Source organism: Neptuniibacter sp. QD37_11, from assembly GCF_047778105.1.
In the GTDB taxonomy this organism is placed as follows: Bacteria; Pseudomonadota; Gammaproteobacteria; order Pseudomonadales; family Balneatricaceae; genus Neptuniibacter.
Genome location: NZ_CP180554.1, coordinates 736,045 through 753,927 on the forward strand (window position 1 = coordinate 736,045; position 17,883 = coordinate 753,927).

At 42.2% G+C, this 17,883-nt stretch carries 16 protein-coding genes; 10 read left to right on the forward strand and 6 right to left on the reverse strand.

What is annotated here, in order from left to right:
• Positions 1–2 precede the first annotated feature (2 nt).
• Positions 3–203 carry a hypothetical protein gene (locus ACMXYT_RS22275; RefSeq protein WP_415912609.1) on the forward strand — a complete coding sequence of 67 codons (201 nt, stop codon included), beginning with the start codon at positions 3–5 and terminating at the stop codon, positions 201–203.
• A gap of 61 nt (positions 204–264) precedes the next feature.
• Here ACMXYT_RS22275 and ACMXYT_RS22280 read toward each other — a convergent pair whose 3' ends face one another.
• The 6 genes from ACMXYT_RS22280 to ACMXYT_RS22305 form a co-directional block, all read right to left on the reverse strand.
• The gene (locus ACMXYT_RS22280; RefSeq protein WP_415912610.1) at positions 265–2,034 is read right to left on the reverse strand and encodes a hypothetical protein; all 1,770 of its coding nucleotides are present in this window, start codon (positions 2,032–2,034) and stop codon (positions 265–267) included.
• Positions 2,035–2,148: 114 nt separating this feature from the next.
• A complete protein-coding gene (locus ACMXYT_RS22285) occupies positions 2,149–4,722 on the reverse strand; it encodes a DotA/TraY family protein (RefSeq protein ID WP_415912611.1) in 2,574 nt (857 codons plus the stop codon).
• A complete protein-coding gene (locus ACMXYT_RS22290) occupies positions 4,719–5,171 on the reverse strand; it encodes a hypothetical protein (protein ID WP_415912612.1) in 453 nt (150 codons plus the stop codon). The genes ACMXYT_RS22285 and ACMXYT_RS22290 overlap by 4 nt, the downstream gene beginning before the upstream one ends.
• Before the next feature lie 2 nt (positions 5,172–5,173).
• The gene (locus tag ACMXYT_RS22295) at positions 5,174–5,728 is read right to left on the reverse strand and encodes a hypothetical protein (RefSeq protein WP_415912613.1); all 555 of its coding nucleotides are present in this window, start codon (positions 5,726–5,728) and stop codon (positions 5,174–5,176) included.
• Positions 5,729–5,763: 35 nt separating this feature from the next.
• Positions 5,764–6,852, reverse strand: a complete 1,089-nt coding sequence (locus ACMXYT_RS22300) for a hypothetical protein (protein ID WP_415912614.1) — start codon at positions 6,850–6,852, stop codon at positions 5,764–5,766.
• Entirely contained in the window at positions 6,852–7,268 is a 417-nt protein-coding gene (locus ACMXYT_RS22305) for a hypothetical protein (protein ID WP_415912615.1), read from the reverse strand. Before ACMXYT_RS22305 ends, ACMXYT_RS22300 begins: the two co-directional genes overlap by 1 nt.
• 59 nt (positions 7,269–7,327) lie before the next feature.
• Between ACMXYT_RS22305 and ACMXYT_RS22310 the strand changes: the two genes are divergently transcribed.
• The 9 genes from ACMXYT_RS22310 to ACMXYT_RS22350 all read left to right on the forward strand — a co-directional run bounded on the left by ACMXYT_RS22310 (position 7,328) and on the right by ACMXYT_RS22350 (position 17,681).
• Positions 7,328–7,813: a hypothetical protein gene (locus ACMXYT_RS22310; protein WP_415912616.1), complete on the forward strand. Its 486-nt coding sequence runs from the start codon at positions 7,328–7,330 to the stop codon at positions 7,811–7,813.
• Positions 7,810–8,289, forward strand: coding sequence for a hypothetical protein (locus tag ACMXYT_RS22315; protein WP_415912617.1), 480 nt, complete (start codon positions 7,810–7,812; stop codon positions 8,287–8,289). Before ACMXYT_RS22310 ends, ACMXYT_RS22315 begins: the two co-directional genes overlap by 4 nt.
• Positions 8,290–8,295: 6 nt before the next feature.
• On the forward strand, positions 8,296–9,840 hold the full coding sequence (locus tag ACMXYT_RS22320; RefSeq protein WP_415912618.1) for a DNA topoisomerase: 1,545 nt from the start codon (positions 8,296–8,298) through the stop codon (positions 9,838–9,840).
• 51 nt (positions 9,841–9,891) lie between these two features.
• Positions 9,892–10,203 carry a hypothetical protein gene (locus ACMXYT_RS22325; protein WP_415912619.1) on the forward strand — a complete coding sequence of 104 codons (312 nt, stop codon included), beginning with the start codon at positions 9,892–9,894 and terminating at the stop codon, positions 10,201–10,203.
• A 49-nt stretch (positions 10,204–10,252) separates the two neighbouring features.
• Positions 10,253–11,278, forward strand: a complete 1,026-nt coding sequence (locus tag ACMXYT_RS22330) for a hypothetical protein (RefSeq protein WP_415912620.1) — start codon at positions 10,253–10,255, stop codon at positions 11,276–11,278.
• Positions 11,279–11,384: 106 nt separating this feature from the next.
• Positions 11,385–12,869: a hypothetical protein gene (locus ACMXYT_RS22335; protein ID WP_415912621.1), complete on the forward strand. Its 1,485-nt coding sequence runs from the start codon at positions 11,385–11,387 to the stop codon at positions 12,867–12,869.
• 454 nt (positions 12,870–13,323) lie between these two features.
• Positions 13,324–15,801: a DNA polymerase gene (locus ACMXYT_RS22340; RefSeq protein WP_415912622.1), complete on the forward strand. Its 2,478-nt coding sequence runs from the start codon at positions 13,324–13,326 to the stop codon at positions 15,799–15,801.
• Between the two features lie 75 nt (positions 15,802–15,876).
• Positions 15,877–17,127: an ATP-dependent Clp protease ATP-binding subunit ClpX gene (gene clpX / locus ACMXYT_RS22345; protein ID WP_415912623.1), complete on the forward strand. Its 1,251-nt coding sequence runs from the start codon at positions 15,877–15,879 to the stop codon at positions 17,125–17,127.
• Positions 17,127–17,681: a hypothetical protein gene (locus ACMXYT_RS22350; protein WP_415912624.1), complete on the forward strand. Its 555-nt coding sequence runs from the start codon at positions 17,127–17,129 to the stop codon at positions 17,679–17,681. The genes clpX and ACMXYT_RS22350 overlap by 1 nt, the downstream gene beginning before the upstream one ends.
• The last annotated feature ends 202 nt before the right edge of the window (positions 17,682–17,883 follow it).

The following is a 17,883-nucleotide window of genomic DNA, read 5'->3' on the forward strand; positions in this document are numbered from 1 at the left end:
AAATGCCTGACAACGCTCTCTCAATCAGCAAAGAACAAATGAAAAAATTAATGACTCTGAGTGGTCATTACGAAGATCCTGAGCAGGCTGTGATTTCAGGTATTGATATTCTGATGGCGCACTACGAAAAAACAGTTTCTGAGATAGTGCCGGTGGATCTTAGCGAGAAGCGTCTAAGAGAAGTTTTTGATTTTGAAGATTGATTCATAACCAAATAAAAAAGCAGCCTAAGGCTGCTTTTTTTTTGATTCAGAGTATAGGGAATTACATTCCCAGATCTCCTCCGTCATCCTTGTCATTATTAAGGTTATTCTTTTTCTGCATACGCTCTTCAAACTGAGATTTCGCAGAATCGGAAGGCTTATTACTACCAAATACACTTTGTTGCGTAGGCAGATCTCTCACGACCTGATTATTTTCAGGAATATTAGCCAGTAAGCCCGCATTTTTAGCGCTTATTAACTCCATCTGAACTCCCCGACTGATTGACAGAGCATTGTCCAATGCTTTAGCAAACAGTTGAGGATTCTGGTTTTCTATGAACTTCAAGCAAGGAATTGCGAGTAGCTTGTCGGTGCCCACCTTACCATCACGGATATGCCCCATATTCACAAAATCCCGCTCAGCATAGTTCAGGTTGTTTAATGAATTAACACCTAGATTAGCCATCCGGAACCCCTTAAGTGAAATACCATTATCGCCGTTAGATACTTCAAACTCGATGGCATTACGCAAACCGTTTTTGTTCCCAAGTAGGTGATTCAGCACCATTGCAGTAGCAAGTTTCTCAGAAAAATCCTGTGAGTTAGTATTACTGGATCGTGATTTAATCACACTAATTCGAGCTGCCAGCATTCCCGCCTCACTATGAGCATCTTCAAATTTTGGATCTACAAGCGATCCCAATTCATAGTCTGAAATATAACTACGCTGCGACCCTAAATCACTTTGCTTAACGTAGTACGCATCCCCCATGAATTGACTTGGAATAACGCCTTGCTTAGGGTCAAATTCAATTTTAAATTGCTTACCACCAGAAGCAGCATAACGAACTTGCTCTGAGGCTATACCTGCACCCGCAACGATCTTCGACGCGACCGCAGCTCGCTTAACCTCCTCCCTCTCATCGTCATAGCTGCACTCGGTAATGGAGAATTTTTGCAATCCACCTGCGGTTTGCACAAAACCTTCACCCATTTTGGTCATAGAAGCTAGAGAGTTAAGGCCCGCATCTTTGACAGCATCAATACTCCCCTCAAGCACGTTCTCCTGAGGAATTGCAGCAAAAGGCAAGTTACGATCAACAATCACCTGACTGACATAATCTGTTTTGGTGGCACCATCATAATCCACTCCCCCCATACCCTTGAAGATCTTATTGAACTGACCCAAACGCTGTCCTTTCGACAACTGGTCAAAGCCCTGCACTTGGTTAAGAATTTCTTGCGGAACCAGTGTTTTCACTGACGCGCTATTAAGTGAACTGGAAAAATTACTAATGGTATGAGTTGCTCCAACCTCAGGTGCGTAATCAGTGCCACCGTGGCCATGCTTAATAGTTAAGCTATCATCAAAACCATTATACCGAATATCCAGTCTGGACTGACGCGTAAGATTAACCTGCTCCATATAAGAATCAGTCAAAAAGTTCAGATCACCATCTTCTTCATTTGATATGGCGGTAAAGGCATTAAATGCGACGGTACTTAATGACTCAGGCACGGTAGAGCTCTGGTTCGCCATGCGCTCAGCATCAAAAGCCTTAAAGAATTCTTTAGGTAAACAAGTTTTTGCAATTTGTGACTTTACACCTTTCGTTGAAAAGTCATCAATAGTTATATCACTGCCTTTTTTAATCGGAATCATACCAGCTGTACATTTATCATCTACAGCAATAGAGAGCTGATCCGTATCACTGTTATATGAGACTGAAGCCGCGATAGCACCCTGACGATCCGCTAAGAGAAAGTTATGACCAGCTTCATCCATTTCCTGTAGAAGTTCAGCTAGTGCCTGCTTACCATAATCACTCATGATCTTGTCCCACTATTTATTATGTACAACTTAATTATAACAGATATTAATTGCTCAAAAAAGCAAAACCCCGTGATTCTAAATTACGGGGTTTTATTAATGGAAGTGATGATCCTATTTTTTTCCTCCAACGGCAGACTGCGCACCACCTCCGCCCCCGGGGAATAACCCACCCGGGCCTCCACCATTTGGACCACCTTGTTTGTTTTTAGCTAAACCCTGTATAGCGCTCTGAGTTAACTGATTACCAAACTGCTTGCTCTGGTTGGTTACGCCTTCAAGCTGACCACCAGTATCATTCTCACCGAAAGAACGGCCATGAGCTGATCCTGCGTACCATTCTAGGATCTGATCACCAAGCTTATAGATGATGCCAATACAGGTCTTACACAGGTTATAAGCCGCCATGGTATATATTGTAAGAATGGCAATGATTTCAAACAGGGCAAAGTCCATAACACCAAATGTACCTGAAGGCCCTATGATACCAACACCGGTCCAAAATATGTAGTTAAGGATTGTAAATCCAACGTACGACAGGAAAATCGCGGCCAATAACCCCATGATTAACATGGAAGGTTTCATGATAGCCATCGCAAGCAAGGATATTGCTCTCTCGAGACGCTGCCCACTTATTCCCTCCCCTTCCGGGGTAATCATCATAACCACAGCCAAAGGTGCTGCCACAACCGCCTCAATAACGGTTAACAGGTATCCCGTGAGAACCATAATCCAGACAATCAAAGGCATGAATGGGATCATATACGCCAATGTAAAGCCTAAAGCCGCCAACATCATTAATATTGCAAATAATGTGGTTAAAACTGCTTTTATCAGACCCATTGCTGCTGCTGGAATAAGACCTAGAATAGTAGTAGGTAAACTACTAGTCGCACCGTCTGTCACCGCACTTATTGTATCATGCGCAATCGTCCCAACAACCATTGTTGCCAATACAACATAATTAATTTGATTTAATCCATGACCAATAGTTGTAACCGCTGCAAAGGGATCGGAGATGCCCACTCCTGTCGTATTCCTATCCCCGTCAACATCCGTTCTTGTCGTTAAGGGATTGTTCGTCATACCAAAGTACTGGATAGACGACAGAACCTTCTGGGTTATATTGGCAGCAATGGTCTGCTCAAAGTTTGTCTCAATAGTACAGCCTTCCATGCCGCAAGAACCTATAATATCGGAAATAGCCTCATTACTACCCTCCGAATTCGACAACGTGTCATCCGTAGCCTTCCTTTTATAATCAGAATCAATCATGGCGGCAGCATCCAATGCGGGCTGCACTTTATCTTCGCAGTCTTCAAACATCGACCAGAAGCCCGTACAAGTAGATGCAGGCGGGCGCTTATGAGCTTTGATGGTCGCGACGATATCATGTGCTATCTCTAGGGATACAGTCTCCATCTTACCAATCTCAAAAAACCATAGGCCAGCATTTGCCCAGCCACCACGCGTAATGCCCCTAACTAGCTCCTCAGCAAATGCATCGTTGCCCAGTGTCTCTGCATGTACAGCAGGATATATAGCACCCTGAAAGGCAACACCAGCATTATAAACCCTTGCGCCGACTTCCTCGACGTAAGAATCATACAAAGATGAATCTGAATTGGACTTTTTGCTTTCCAATAAGTCAAAGCCACTAGCAGCACTAACAGAGGCGGCTGCGACCCCTCTACGACCCGTATAAAGCTTCGCATAAGGACTAACTGCGTTAATATAATTGACAAGAATACCCATACCACTTGCATAGGCACTAGCTTGGGCGCGTTTTTTTACATCAGTTGAATCACCATACTCTTTGATGTAGCGTGACAAATCAGAGAGATCTAATACCCCACAGGAACCTTTAGAAGGACCGCCACCAAAATAAATTTTAGATATTTCACTAACTCTTCCTGAAGGCACCATCTCACCTTTCTCAATACTACCGAAAGCTGCACCTCTAGCTGGTTGGTATCTAACCTCCATAACGAAAAGCTTCTCGGGTTTATATTCTTTCCGTACAGTGAAATCATCAAATGTGACATGCGCACAAACCAAGGATAGGTATATGTTTTGCAATTCATTTCTACCTAAAGAGGTTGCCACATTTTCCATAACTGAAGAACTGGGTGTTTCAGTTATAACTTCAGCTATATTAGCCCAAAAGTAACTCGCAGCATTTGAACCAATAAGAATTAGGGATAGTATTAGAGACTGAGCAATCGAAACAACTCCGCCCGCGGTAGAAGCCAAACCCGGCATTGGCATAATAAGGAAAAACCCGATACTACTTCGTATCGGCAACCATACCTGACTCCAGCTTTTACCAAGAACCTCACCAGCATGCGCAGTATTTAAGGCAGCTCCCAAAACTACATACCCAAGAATTACAGATGCAAGTATTAACGCCAATATATTTGAAAAGGCAACCGCATGAGCAATTACTGTCGCATCAACCGTGGCCGCATCCGCAGGAACACCCCCAAAAGGTTCAAAAATAAAATCACCAAACAAACGCTGCAAATAATATTGCATAGCATCCTCTTTGGGATTAATAGTGTAGTTAAAGATCGCATCTACAGACGCTTCAGCCTCGGCCGAGGCTGTTGAGGTATCAGCAGTTTCAGCTATCGCATGAGGTGAAACTAAAGCAAATATTAAAAGACAATATGAAAAAAAAGTTTTCATTTGCAGACACCCCTAATAGCAATTGGCATAAAGACAGCAGGCTTCTCTAAGGCAAGAAGTATGAATTTTTTGTGCGTGAAATTCTTTTCACTATTTCTATTTTTCCAGTCTTTATAGATTACTCGCGCCATCCATAGGTGGAAGCAGTACTTAAAATATAAAGCAAAAGTAATAAACTCAACGAGCAAGCCAATAACAGCACTAGCAAAACCATGACTGAGCATTGTAAATATCGGAGTAATAAGCAAAAACAAAATGCAGACGAAAAGCTGAACTCTTCCAATATTATAACGTTTAATAAATTCGTCTTTGCTCATGCCATGAGGAACATAATTACGGGCCTCCTCACTATTCTCAACTGCACCCTTATTCTTCACAACACTCTTAACCGTGTTGGTAACATAACCATTCAAACGTAAGCTACGAGAATAATCTCTAAAATTAAACATAATCACCCCCCACAAAGCATCCCAATACCGAAGAACTTACCCACGAAGCACGCCAAGTCCGCAATATTCATACATGCAATCCCACCAATGATGTGAGTAATTGGTTTAGCTATACCGTTTTGACCTCCGCCACTAGTGTTATTAAACCCAACATCTTTGAGCATAAACAAACCACGCAAATATGAAATCAAACCGAAAATCCATACAAACCCAAAGATCATTGTCCCGGCCCGATCAGGCATTAACGCCATAAAGCCTGAAATCTCATCACTTCCCATGAGCTCGTTTATGCCAGCTTGGTTTATATTCAACTCGGCCCCTGACTCAACTGGACTACCAGCCAAACTCCCGTAGATAATCCCATAAAAAACTGGAGCCCCAAGTAGGATACCACCGACAAAAATTGTACGTATTGCCTGCCACTCACTAATAGTCTGCGGCGTAGCCTGAGACCTGCTTATGGCGACAAAACCTAGCCCCATCATGACCAATCCAATCATGAAGGAGATAGTCATAATGACATCTGCTATTGCCGAATACTCTGTTATATAATCCATTTTTTTTAAGTTTCTTATTATTGTTGTTATATTTATTATTTAACGATTGGCTTTAACTCTAAGGACACTAAAGTCGCCATTAAGCCTTCCATTCGCATCTGCTGCTTATACTGAAGAAGGTCCATATAAACCCCAAAAGATTCCATGGCTGCCATCCTTCTTAATACCTCAGTAGGCATCACAAGTGCGTTACGATCACCTGTCTCCGTGACTTGGTTCTTATTACCATTAGCAGCACCCAATTCCGCAATGAACTGTCCACTCTCATCTGTACCAAAGCGCTGATTCACAAAAAGCTCCAACATCGCTAACTGGGAGCGACCATTACCATCATCAGTACGCATTCCCTTAATCTCTTCAAAGGAATGATTCACCTGATTGCGAATAGCGATTTGCCTGAACCAATTCATTGATTGGTGTGGACTTTTTGCATTAGTTAAACCTTCAGGCTGCGGCACTGGAATGTTATGAGCTATTACATCAATAACCCTATCCATCTCCTTATCAATAACAGGGGAAATAACAGATCCCTTGGAGCCAAGGAGAACATCAGCACGCGTACAAAGAGACCCCTTCTGCCCTTCATCACCTGTCACGGTAGGATCTACCGCAGCAATACACTCATCAAGAATATTCTGTTTCTCTTCTTTAGGTAGGAGGTCTGACTTACGACTTGCAGCATAATCCGATAACCCCTCCGCAGAAATAAAGCCCGAAGTCTTATTTCGCCGAGCAGAAGATTTAGATTCTTTTTTCGCCTGAACATCACAAACAATATCATCCAGCGAGGTTGTAATAGCAAAGTTATCGCAGGCATTTAGGTCATACATCGCCTGCTCTTTGACTTCAGACTCTCTTTTCTTTTCTGCCGTAAGAGAGTTCCGAAGAATCGTATTTGCAAAGCCATTGTTAAGACCATCCACAAACAACGCTGTTTGCAGCCCCTCCCCCTCAATTTCAGACTGCATCAGCAATTCATTTCGAGCGTAATGAAGCATGTTCTGCAAATTCCCAGCCATAGTCTCAGCAAGAACAGGAGCGTCACCTGTTGGAATAACCCCTGTTGCATTAGCTGTTGAAACACCCACCGTAAAGACTGAGGCTAACATCACTCTTTTAAACATTATCGATTCCCCATATTATATTGACTTGCTTGCGCAACGGCTTCTGCGAGTTGCTGCCCCGGGTCCTTGAGACCTTCCACCTGACTTTGAAGCTCAGATAGCTGTGGAGACAATTCAGGTATGCTTTTAGAAATCTTTGCTCTCATTTTACTATTGAAGTCAATAGCTTCGGCAAACTGCTTAAGCATAAATGAAGCAGTATTGAGCTGACTGGTAGCTTCACGTTTAGCAGCATTCATTACTTTCCTCCCGCCCATCTTTTCATAACCTTCGGGTGCAAATAGGTATACCAGACCAGCATCCTTAGCAGCATCACGAGAACAGAAAACTATGGAAGGTAAAGCATCGGCCACACTTCTAGAGGAACCCTGCCTAAAGAAGTCCGGATGGAAACCATCGTGCGGTATGTTCTTCATACTAAAGCCATTGCATATTGTTATTTTTATAGCTAATATATTATAACAGTTAATAACTAATGGCAACAGCAACTATGCCTTCAAAGCACCTATTTCACCCAGACGCACAAGAGATGGTCTGGAGCAAATTGACTCCCGATATTCGAATCTTCCTTGAACAGTTTGAATCCAAGGAAGGTTGGGCCTATGCCTTCGAAGAATATCCGGAACTTTATGACGGTTTAGCTGACATATTACCCAAGCTTGCTGCAGATAATGGCGAAATGTCTAGCGAGACTATCGATCAATTAATCGTACTGCTCTCTACCATCAAGATGCGCCCTAGTATTTCAGCGATTGCATGGCTGGATAATCAAGGCAACCCGGATGAAATAGGTAAAGGTGGCAAAATTATTATTGAAGCCGGTAGGGCGGCGAAATTGGATACGCAAGATCCAGAGCACCTACACATGAAGATGTTTTATGACCGAGTCGTCAGCTTGATGCGCACATCATTAAGTGGCGTGCTGTTTTCAAGCCTCAAAGATAGCGAGAGATTACAATGAGAAGAATAATAGGAACAACGTTGTTTGCAAGCACCCTGATTGTTAGTGCAAATGCCATGGCGGAAGAGACAAGCACAGATGCGGCAGATGAAGTCACTGCAAACATTCAAAATGCACTGCAAAGTAACTACTGTGGGGATAAAAAGCTCACTCTTAATGACCTCATTCCTGACAAGCAGGATATGTGTAATGTAAACCTAAATTTCGATACAGATATCTCTGAAAACCCCTACCTAATGGTGAATACAGCCAAGGCATGCCTCGGTGACGGATTTAATTTTGAACTCCCGGGCATGCCCACACTTGGCGGCGGGCTAGACGGATTCAGTGAGTGTGCCGCAGGCCTTATGAACATAACTGGCGCATCTGTAGATGGTGCATTTTCTAGCCTCATGGACGCCACTTCTAATGCATTAGAAGGAATGGACTTTTCCTTCCCTGACCCACAATCAGTCCTCAATATTACAGGTGACTAACAGGCAATGCACGCTATCGTCATAGAATCACCCAACAAGAGGGCGCTTTTTTACAGCGCCCTCGATCAGTTTTATCCTAATGACTTTAAGGTGATTGCCACCAAAGGCAGAATTTATGACCTCTGCGAAGAAACAAACAATTACATCCCCGTAAATAATTCAGTATATAGCTATCTTGAGGGTGAGTTAGCTAATGTCGACCGGATAGTTATTGCAACAGACAATGATGTTGAGGGCGAGCTGATTGGCTATCATGCACATACTATCGCACCGCAGATCGAGTACGATCGGATCATTATTTCCGACCTAGATCACATGTCACTTAAAAAAGCATTCCAAAACCCCGTGCAGTTACGGACTGATATGATCAATGAAGCTGCTGCAAAGCGAATGATTGACCGACTTGTTGGGTTCAATTATTCAAGTAAACCAAATAGCTTGTATCCGGGTGGCGCAACTGTAGGTCGCGTACTGACCCCTACGCTTTCAGAAGTAAAAAAAGAAGGAGGGCTAATAGGTGATTTCTGCATTACCCTATCCGTTAATGGAAATAATATTGCCTTTACCTCTGAGTCAGAAGAAGGACTAAAGGTCTTAGCTGACACCCTGAAGCATGATCCTTGCAGTGTTGATGTATCTGACCTCATCAATGAGGATAAAGTAAACAGTTTAGCTAATTTCGAAGATCTGATTAGCAATGTTTCATCCATCACTCAAAAGGAGCCTGTAGAGGTTGAAGCTGCAGTACAGAAACTTTATGAGGAAGGTGCCATAAGCTATCCCAGAACGATAAGTCGAGATGCCACACCTGAACAAGTAGAAGTACTCAAGAGACAACTCTTTCAAGACACAGGAGATGACACAGCTAATGGCGATCACCTCATTAACACAAACAATCATACACATTCAGCGATTATCCCCCTGAAAGGTCTAGATTACAGAGTAGATCACAATAATCCCAAGACGACCGCGTACGGACTTCTCTCACGAAGATGTGCAATCGCCCTAACCGGAAAATACAAAAAGAAAAGCATAAAGCTAACACCAACACCAAAAATTAAAACCATCTTGGAGCAGTTTAGAATCAAAACGCCTTCATATATCTATGAATTTACAACCCCCGATGAGAGACTCTGTTGTACGCATGATGGAAATTCGATGATCTTTGGCTTAAATACAGGCGTGGAGTTGGGAGTAGTATGGCCTCGCTCAACTCAGCTAACACTACTGAAAATGATGTCCAGCCTTGGAATTGCTGAACCAAGCACAATCGTGACTCATGCAGCGAAGATTAGCTCCAAGTACCTAAGCAACAGCGGACAGATCAATATACACGGTGAAAATGCGTTAAACCATGCCGCAAAGGTCTTGCCTGCCTTACTGCTACATTCCACCTACAGGCAATTAGAGCACATTCTCAAGCAGCGCGACCTAGATGCCAACCAGAAAGTCCTCAACTGCATGAGTGCACTAAACATCAACACCAAGAAACCAAGCACCGACGTTCGTGAATACCATCAAGAAAACGATAACAATACTATTGATCTATAATTAATAAGCGTTATAATAAAGCGATATTGCTACTAATAAAAAGAGGAAAGCATGGGCAAAGTAAGTCAAGCACGTAAGATGCTGGGTGCAGGTGTGTACGCAACAAAACTGCTAACGCAAGTAACAACTCAAGCCACTAAGATCGCAAAGAAAATGGGCTATGATCGTATTGTGGATGCCTGCTCAAGCGACGATTCCATGAGAGATTTCGCTAAAGAAATCTATCCTAAACTAACATCTGATGTGAAAATGAAAATCACAGAAGAAAATTTTGTGGAGCACATGATTACTTCAAAAGATTCCTTAATGAAAAAGAAAAAGAATCAAAAGAAAGTAAGCGCAGCTCAGCGAAAACGCAAGTAAAACAAAAATAAAAAATAAGCCCGGCAAGTCCGGGCTTTGGGATTTAAAAATGAAAGCTTCAGCTAAGAAAAAATTAAAAAATACACTACTTACGCTAGTGATATCTGGAGCTGCGCTGGGCGGTTATGGTTACACACAATATAAAGACCAGTTTATTGGATCTTACAGTGTTCCAAACCACTCAGATTCAGCTACATCTCTAGCAATCACTGCAGTCAACGCAGGTGATCTACGTGCCGCGGCAAATCAGGATGCTGGCCTGCAGGAGGCCTTAAGTACCTATATCAAGGTTTTTGAGTCCATTCGCCTTCCAGAAGGCACAACCGTGTCTGGTCCAGCCGGAACCATCTTGGTTAATGATGACCGTACCGGTAAAGGTTCATTTGGTGGTGAAACCAATGCTGATGTTGGCCTTATGTATACGGGTGGTATTGGCTTTTCTTGGGATACGCTAGACCAAGCGGGGATGGCTGTTATTTCGCAATGGCTTGGCTCAACAGATAAGAATGTAATTAGTGAGCAAATCTTTGGCGTTCAGGGTGCAACACTTAGAGCAAGTATGGACTATTTCCATCAGTCTCTATATGGCATGATGCTTACAGGGCAGCCTTTCTCCCCTCCTCCACCAATGGAAATAGTTTTCCTTAAAAACGGTACAGATCAGAGCCAATTGGACTTAAACAAGGAAAAATGGGATTCCCTGCTAAATCGCTTAACTAACGAACAGCTGACCGAGGAAGACCGCTACTTTGTATCGCAGTTGATGGTTATTCCCTATAAGGCCAATTACAAATCCATATCTAACCAGCTGGAACATCAACTGAATCTTGAAAAATCTTATAAAAATAATGATTCAATTGAAAACGTACAGGCTTCTATTGAAGCGCATAAGCGTGAATTGGAGGCTTCTTATAAAGGAAGTACAGGTGGCGCTAAGCGAAATAGGCGTGGTGCTAAAGCAGAAAAAATCACCGATACTGTCGATGATATTTTGAGTGAAATCGACACCATAAAAGGCCAGTATTCCCTAGAATCTGATGACAAAAATCGGAAAAAACGTAAAGACCGGGACTAAAACCGTAATATTTTCCATTTTTTGACCAAAAAAAGCGAAATACAATTGCGTTTTACATAATTGCCATTATACTCCAGATTAAATATTGGTCTGGAGGCAATTATGTATGTCTGCGCTAAGCTTTGATGCAAATACAACGAAAGTACTTTCTGCGCTGAATAGCGCTAAAGGCGGTTTAACTGCTGTTGAACTGAATAAAGAAACGGGATTGTCTTTAGGCATCTTGCGCGTTATTACAATGACAGAGAGTCAGCGTAAACCGCAGATAATCAACATTCAAGATGTTGATGGTTCTCCTACATACACAATCTCCAATCCCGATCTAATAAAGCATGCTCTTGCAAAGAGTGGTGCTGAATCATCTACGCCAGCTAAAAAGTCGACTCCAAAGAAAAAAACCACGGCGAAAAAGACAGCTGGTAAGAAAACCCCTAAAAAGGCACCTGCAACCAGAAAACCAGCAGCAAAAGCCGCACCTCAAACAAACAAAGATGTAAAACAAGGACAAACAGAGATGGTACAAGGACTCGGCATTGATGCTCTGGATATATCACTTTTAGAAGGTGATCGTGTATTAGCCGGAGAAGAACAGCAACCTGCAACTTCACCAATTCAGGAAGAAGTAGAGACACTAGTCACACAGGAAGTAGCCTCTCAAGAAGTATTTGAAGAATATACTGAAGAAGATCTTCCTATCCTGCGCGCTATCAAGCTTATTATGGATAGCGGCAACACTATCACTCAGTCTGAATTTATGAAAAATACAGGCATGAGCGAATCCGACGTTGCCGACTTTGTTGATATGGGCTTGATGACAAGCGAATCATTAATGGATGATGCAGTACTTTCCCTAACAGATGCGGGTATAGCAACCGAAATCCCAGAAGACTTGGATGTAGTAGAAGCTGCAGAAATAGAAGCGTCACCTACAGAAGCAAAAGAGCAAGCGGAAGCCGAAGTTGTTGCCACAGTACGTACCGAAGGGAATGTTCGAACAGATGATGTCCTTGCATACATCTGCACAAATATCCTTAAGCCAAACTCTCCACAAGTTCGCAGCAAAGTAAAAGAGGCAATCCAAGAAGGCCTAGGTCTAAATTCTGGTCGTGCCACCTACCATATCAAGAAACTTATTGATGATGGGTTACTGCTGCTCAACAAGAAGAAGAAGCCACAAGCTCTGTCTATCTCACGCAAAGGATCTGAACAATTTAAGGCTATGATTGCTGCTGCAGAGCAGACAGAAACGAGCACTGCTATAACTGAAGCGCAAACTCAGGAGCAGGTTTCAACAGCAGAAACATCAGCACCAGCAGTTGAAACACCAGCCGAACCTGCACCAGCCATTCCTGAAATCCCTGCACCTACAATGGAAGTTGCTCAACAGTCTGAGACAGCTGGAACAGAGCTTGAAGATGTCCTGACTGACTTGTTAGCTAAATCATCTGAAGCACTGTCTGCCAGCGCAAGTGATGAGCAAATCCCAACGCTACTTAGGAAAGCAGCTGATGTGATCGAAGAGCTGCAGGCTGAAAAGAAACGCCACCATGAAGCAGCAATAGCATACGCACAGACGGTGCTAGCCAGCTAAGTTAAGCAGCCAAAAACTTAAAAACGGTCTCCCAAAGAGGCCGTTTTTTTTATCTCAGCATCTGTATTATTTTTATTTTAACGGGGAAAATTGGTCTAAAGAGCGCTTATTTTCACACTAGCATGGTTCTTTTGGTATGAGCAATACATGCCTCAAAAAAAAATATTCATAAAATAACGGTATTGGCGATTTCTGATTCATAAAATGTATCATGCTACCCTCTTAAAAATATTACCGCTTCGCGGATTTACGAGGTTCCCTAGTCTTTCCCGGCGCTCCTCTTTCTCAGATAAAACTGAACTCTTCACGGTAATGTAGCTTTCTTTTATTTTAACGCTCATTAGGGCAGAACTAATTCAAGTTAACTCTTGGTTAATAAACAAACAGATTTGAATTAGTTTTCTCGATTAAAAAACGTTATAATAAGAATCTAGAGTAGAAATGAGACCAGAAAATGTTAGTAATTGACTCAGCATCCTTCCTGACAACAGGTTTGAGTAAGGAAAAAAATCTGCAAGCATTGCTTGATGCATTTCGTGTTGCATTAACGGACTACAAGTCAAAGGATGCTATTGCCGTAACCGTACCTAACGTAGAAGCGGTTTCAGAGGTTGGTCAAGAAATTATTCAGAACATTTCAGAATCATTAGGCTTTACAGTAATCAAGGACTTTACAGGTTCGTTTGTTAAAAACGCTCTAAATAAAACAGATGTAGATGTCATCACGAACAACCTGCAAGTCTGCTTACTTGAACTTACCTCACAGGGTGCAAATTCTTGTAAAGTTAATACACTGGATGTTGAAATGAGCAATACAGCTCGCTCATTCAAAGGCGAGCAATTAGCACTGTATGTCGCTTTAAAAATTCATCCATCCGTATTTTTGTCTGAAAGCAATATTATTGGCTTATTAGATCCATTCAAAGACATAGAAACAAGCTTAAAGGGCTTGGAAGAAGTTTCAGGCAGGGAAGCGCGTATTGCTCAGCACTATACTGATGATTTAGAACGATCAGCCCGACAAATGCTTCGTTTTGCCTCTCATCAACCACCAGAACAGGATTTGCCTGATGTAAAACGCGTAAAGTCAGACAATGATTCCCTATATACTCTACTTGGAGATAATGGCCTTGTAGATTTGATACCTAACTCACACCCTCTGAAAGAGAAGTATGAGATTATTCGTAGGGGGTATGTTCAAGTTGATAGCGACTCCGCTTTAGAGAGCGCATACAAGTCGCTTATTGATAGTGAAACTGTTTGTGTATCAAGTTATGAAGCCAATAACACATGTTATCTTGCAGTAATGGGGGATTCAGGGGTTTCCTACCTAATCGATCTAAACAAGGTGAATATTGTAGATACAGAATTTGCCAACAATCTTCTGTATAACGAGCAGGTCCGGAAGGTAGGCCATTATACAATCGAAACTCGACGTCATTTGCGGCCTTACAGCGTTGACCTATCCCGACTTGAATTCATTTCTGACTCTTATGTCGCTGGCACTCTACTCAACTATGAGTGCAGTGAGGCTAAAAATCCACTAGATGCAGTAGCTGTATTTGGGTTTGAGCAGGAATTGGCAGCAGGAGATTTCGGAAAACGTGTCTCAGAGGAAATGAGGAAAACGCTGTCGCTCAATAGACACTTGTATAAGGCCTTATCTGACCAAGGGAAGCTTTTCTCGCTTTTTAAGGATGTTGAGATGCCTTGCACCAAGATACTGGCAGAAGTCGAATCAGCAGGCCTGAAGGTGGATCGTATTCGAGCCATGGAGATGTCCGAGGTTTTGGATAGGAAAATTCAGAAGATGTCTGACCACATTAAAAAGCATTGGGGTCACGCTGTAGACGTTACTGCTGAAAATGAACTTGCTGAATTCATTTACGACACACTTAAACTCACAGTTCCCGGTCAAAAAGAAGGAAATCGCAGTGTAAAGAATGAGTTTCTAGAGATACTCGAAGAGAACAATTCTCTTATCGCCAAAATACGTGAGTACAAGTCCCTCTTTCACGCTTTGAAGTCAAAGATGGGTAAAGAGTTGCTACCTGTGGCTGATAATCTGACAGATCGGGTCCATACCCATTTCGATCAGCTTAAGAAGACCGGGCGCATTTCATCTTATGAGCCTGCTATGCAGAATATGCCAAACAGGGATCAAGGTGGTAGAGCGGCAAGAACACTAATTATTCCTGATGCAGGCAATAAGCTTATAGCGGGGGATTACTCACAAATGGAGCTCGGTATTCTCGCTGAGCTATCAGAAGACCCGGCCTTGATTCAGGCATTTAAAGATGGCGTTGACCTTCATAAAATGACGGCTGCGGAAGTTTTTGGTGTTCCTTTTGACCAAGTTACAGGTGAGCAGAGACGCTATGCCAAAGCTATCAACTTTGGTTTAATCTATGGCATGTCAGAATACGGGCTATCTAAGCAATTGGATATATCAACAAATGATGCAAAGAGCTACATTAATCAGTATTTCGATCGATTTCCTACTATTAAAGGCTTTATCGAAAAAACGAAAGCATTCTGTCGTGAAAATGGCTATGTTGAAACATTTTATGGACGGAGATGTTTCTACCCAGACATCAACTCAAAAGATCGTAGATTGCGCGAGCGTGCTGAACGCCAGTGTGTAAATGCTGTAATACAAGGTACCGCAGCAGATATTGTAAAAATTGCGATGGTTAAAACCTGTGATGTTCTTGATAAAAACGGCCTTTCTGATGTGGGTGCAAGAATGGTTATGCAGGTCCATGATGAGTTAATTTTCGAAGTACCCTCCTCCGTGGCCGCACAAGCGGTCCCAATCATCACGAATGCAATGGAGTCCGCATCATCGTTTGAGCTAAAGGTGGATCTTTCTGTTGGTGACAACCTTAAAGAATCCCACGACTTAGAGCTGAGTGGTCAAAAAACGTTATAGTAATAGATTGTGTTGACTTAATATAAGGAAAATATATAATATTGCTATAAAAACAAGTATAAAAAGGTATCTACGTTGGCTGACCAGTCTTCGCTCTTCTGCACATTCTGTAAAAAGGACCATAGTGATGGTGTTATTCTCATTAAGGGCCCTATTGTTAAGGGGGTTAGCGTTTGCATATGTAATGAGTGCGTAGATAATGCATCTGATTTACTAGACTCTCAGAATAATCAGGTTTCTGGCGCCACATTCACCACTGAGCATGAAAAGCTTAAGCCACGAGAGATCACAGCCGAGCTTGATAAACATGTTGTTGGTCAAGATTTCTGTAAAAAAGTTCTTGCTGTTGCCATTCATAACCACTACAACCGCATTGAAACGCGTTCTGATTCTGACTCTGTTGTAATTGAAAAGAGTAATATCCTTATCGCAGGTCCTAGTGGCTGTGGTAAGAGTCATGTGGCAAGGATGATTGCTAAGTTACTGAATGTTCCTTTTGCTGTTGTTGATGCTACATCACTTACTGAGTCTGGCTATGTGGGTGATGATGTATCAACTATCCTACAGCGTCTTATTACGGCAGCTGACGGTGATATTGGGAAAGCGCAGCATGGCATTGTGTACATCGATGAGATTGATAAGATTAGCCGCAAGGCAGACTCCCCTTCCGTGACGCGTGATGTTTCTGGTGAAGGTGTGCAGGAAGCGCTGTTAAAACTTGTCGAAGGCACTATTGTAAGTGTACCTAAAACAGGTAATCGCAAGCATCCAAATGAAGATCAGTGGCTTATTGATACTACGGATATCCTTTTTATTGCTGGTGGGGCCTTTGCACATATTGAAAAGCGAAAGGAGCTGGAATCTAAATCAAGCATAGGGTTTAGTCGACAAGATGATACAAACTCCCCTTCTGCTACTATGGATGCCCCAAAGGCTAACTTCACATCAGATGACTTAGTAGAATTTGGAGGATTGATTCCTGAATTTATTGGCAGATTCCATCATGTAGTTACTATGCATCAACTTACGCGTGAGCAGTTGCGTTCTATACTTGTTAATACAGAAAGTAGCTTAACTGCTCAGTATACTAAACTGGCTAGTAAGGCTGGCTTTGAACTCGAGTTTTCGGAATGTGCCTTGGATGCGATAGTGGATCGGGCTATAGAAAAGAAAACTGGAGCACGTTCGCTTAGAAGTATAATGGAAGAGTCTCTATTGGATCTCATGTATGAGGCCCCTTCCCTGTCAAGCATAGATAAATATACGGTTACAGCAGAAACTGTCAAAAATGGCTTTGTTTTCCCTGATCATATGAGGGCTGCATAATGATTCTTCATATTGGGAGGTTGGGTTATCTAATTGCTGCTATTGTGCTTATCCTAATTTTCGGAATGATGGGGATCGCGTACATTGCTAAGACCAAACCTCACCAAACGATCAATGTGATCCATGAATACAAGGGTGACCAAGTATTTACTCAGCGTAGTCCAGAAACTTTATGCTCAGAGATAGCTGAGACCTTTTCTGCGGAGAGAATTTCCAACCAGAGCAAATACCTTCATTGTAAACTTGAATCTACTTATGTGGATGTTGATGGAGAGGAATATTTTCCTCAATTCATGATTACAAGTAATGGGGGAGCTATTCTGGGTCTTGTTTTTGATTTTCCTAGCTCTATATCTGAATCTGAATACAACAACATGGTTAGAGTTGCTAAGAGTCTTTACCAGTTCGCAACCTTGGAGCCAATTCCTGCTGACTATCTGAAGTCAGTAACTAAAGGGGATGAAAGTGATGTCGAATTACCTACATTAAAGATGTATAGCAAGTTCAAAAAGACATCAGAATCTTATAATTTTGTTATTGTTAAAAGATTGTAATTCGAACAACCTCTCCTCCGCTTGTTAATTCTCACATGTAATTGAGTGTAATGGATGTTTTTTGCCTTCCAATCTTATTGGAGTGGCTATCCTCTTTGTTGAAGAGACGGAAAAAGGATATTCACCGCAGCACCCTGCTCTTCATTAAAACTCCTCTATTAAGCTACAGTGGTAATACCTCTAGCATGCTAGTGATTGCATT

What these genes read in the sequence shown, in the direction of transcription:
- ACMXYT_RS22275 (WP_415912609.1), top strand. Translation starts at nt 3, where the DNA reads ATGCCTGACAACGCTCTCTCAATCAGCAAAGAACAAATGAAAAAATTA.
- ACMXYT_RS22280 (WP_415912610.1), bottom strand. Translation starts at nt 2,034, where the DNA reads ATGAGTGATTATGGTAAGCAGGCACTAGCTGAACTTCTACAGGAAATG.
- ACMXYT_RS22285 (WP_415912611.1), bottom strand. Translation starts at nt 4,722, where the DNA reads ATGAAAACTTTTTTTTCATATTGTCTTTTAATATTTGCTTTAGTTTCA.
- ACMXYT_RS22290 (WP_415912612.1), bottom strand. Translation starts at nt 5,171, where the DNA reads ATGTTTAATTTTAGAGATTATTCTCGTAGCTTACGTTTGAATGGTTAT.
- ACMXYT_RS22295 (WP_415912613.1), bottom strand. Translation starts at nt 5,728, where the DNA reads ATGGATTATATAACAGAGTATTCGGCAATAGCAGATGTCATTATGACT.
- ACMXYT_RS22300 (WP_415912614.1), bottom strand. Translation starts at nt 6,852, where the DNA reads ATGTTTAAAAGAGTGATGTTAGCCTCAGTCTTTACGGTGGGTGTTTCA.
- ACMXYT_RS22305 (WP_415912615.1), bottom strand. Translation starts at nt 7,268, where the DNA reads ATGAAGAACATACCGCACGATGGTTTCCATCCGGACTTCTTTAGGCAG.
- ACMXYT_RS22310 (WP_415912616.1), top strand. Translation starts at nt 7,328, where the DNA reads ATGGCAACAGCAACTATGCCTTCAAAGCACCTATTTCACCCAGACGCA.
- ACMXYT_RS22315 (WP_415912617.1), top strand. Translation starts at nt 7,810, where the DNA reads ATGAGAAGAATAATAGGAACAACGTTGTTTGCAAGCACCCTGATTGTT.
- ACMXYT_RS22320 (WP_415912618.1), top strand. Translation starts at nt 8,296, where the DNA reads ATGCACGCTATCGTCATAGAATCACCCAACAAGAGGGCGCTTTTTTAC.
- ACMXYT_RS22325 (WP_415912619.1), top strand. Translation starts at nt 9,892, where the DNA reads ATGGGCAAAGTAAGTCAAGCACGTAAGATGCTGGGTGCAGGTGTGTAC.
- ACMXYT_RS22330 (WP_415912620.1), top strand. Translation starts at nt 10,253, where the DNA reads ATGAAAGCTTCAGCTAAGAAAAAATTAAAAAATACACTACTTACGCTA.
- ACMXYT_RS22335 (WP_415912621.1), top strand. Translation starts at nt 11,385, where the DNA reads ATGTCTGCGCTAAGCTTTGATGCAAATACAACGAAAGTACTTTCTGCG.
- ACMXYT_RS22340 (WP_415912622.1), top strand. Translation starts at nt 13,324, where the DNA reads ATGTTAGTAATTGACTCAGCATCCTTCCTGACAACAGGTTTGAGTAAG.
- ACMXYT_RS22350 (WP_415912624.1), top strand. Translation starts at nt 17,127, where the DNA reads ATGATTCTTCATATTGGGAGGTTGGGTTATCTAATTGCTGCTATTGTG.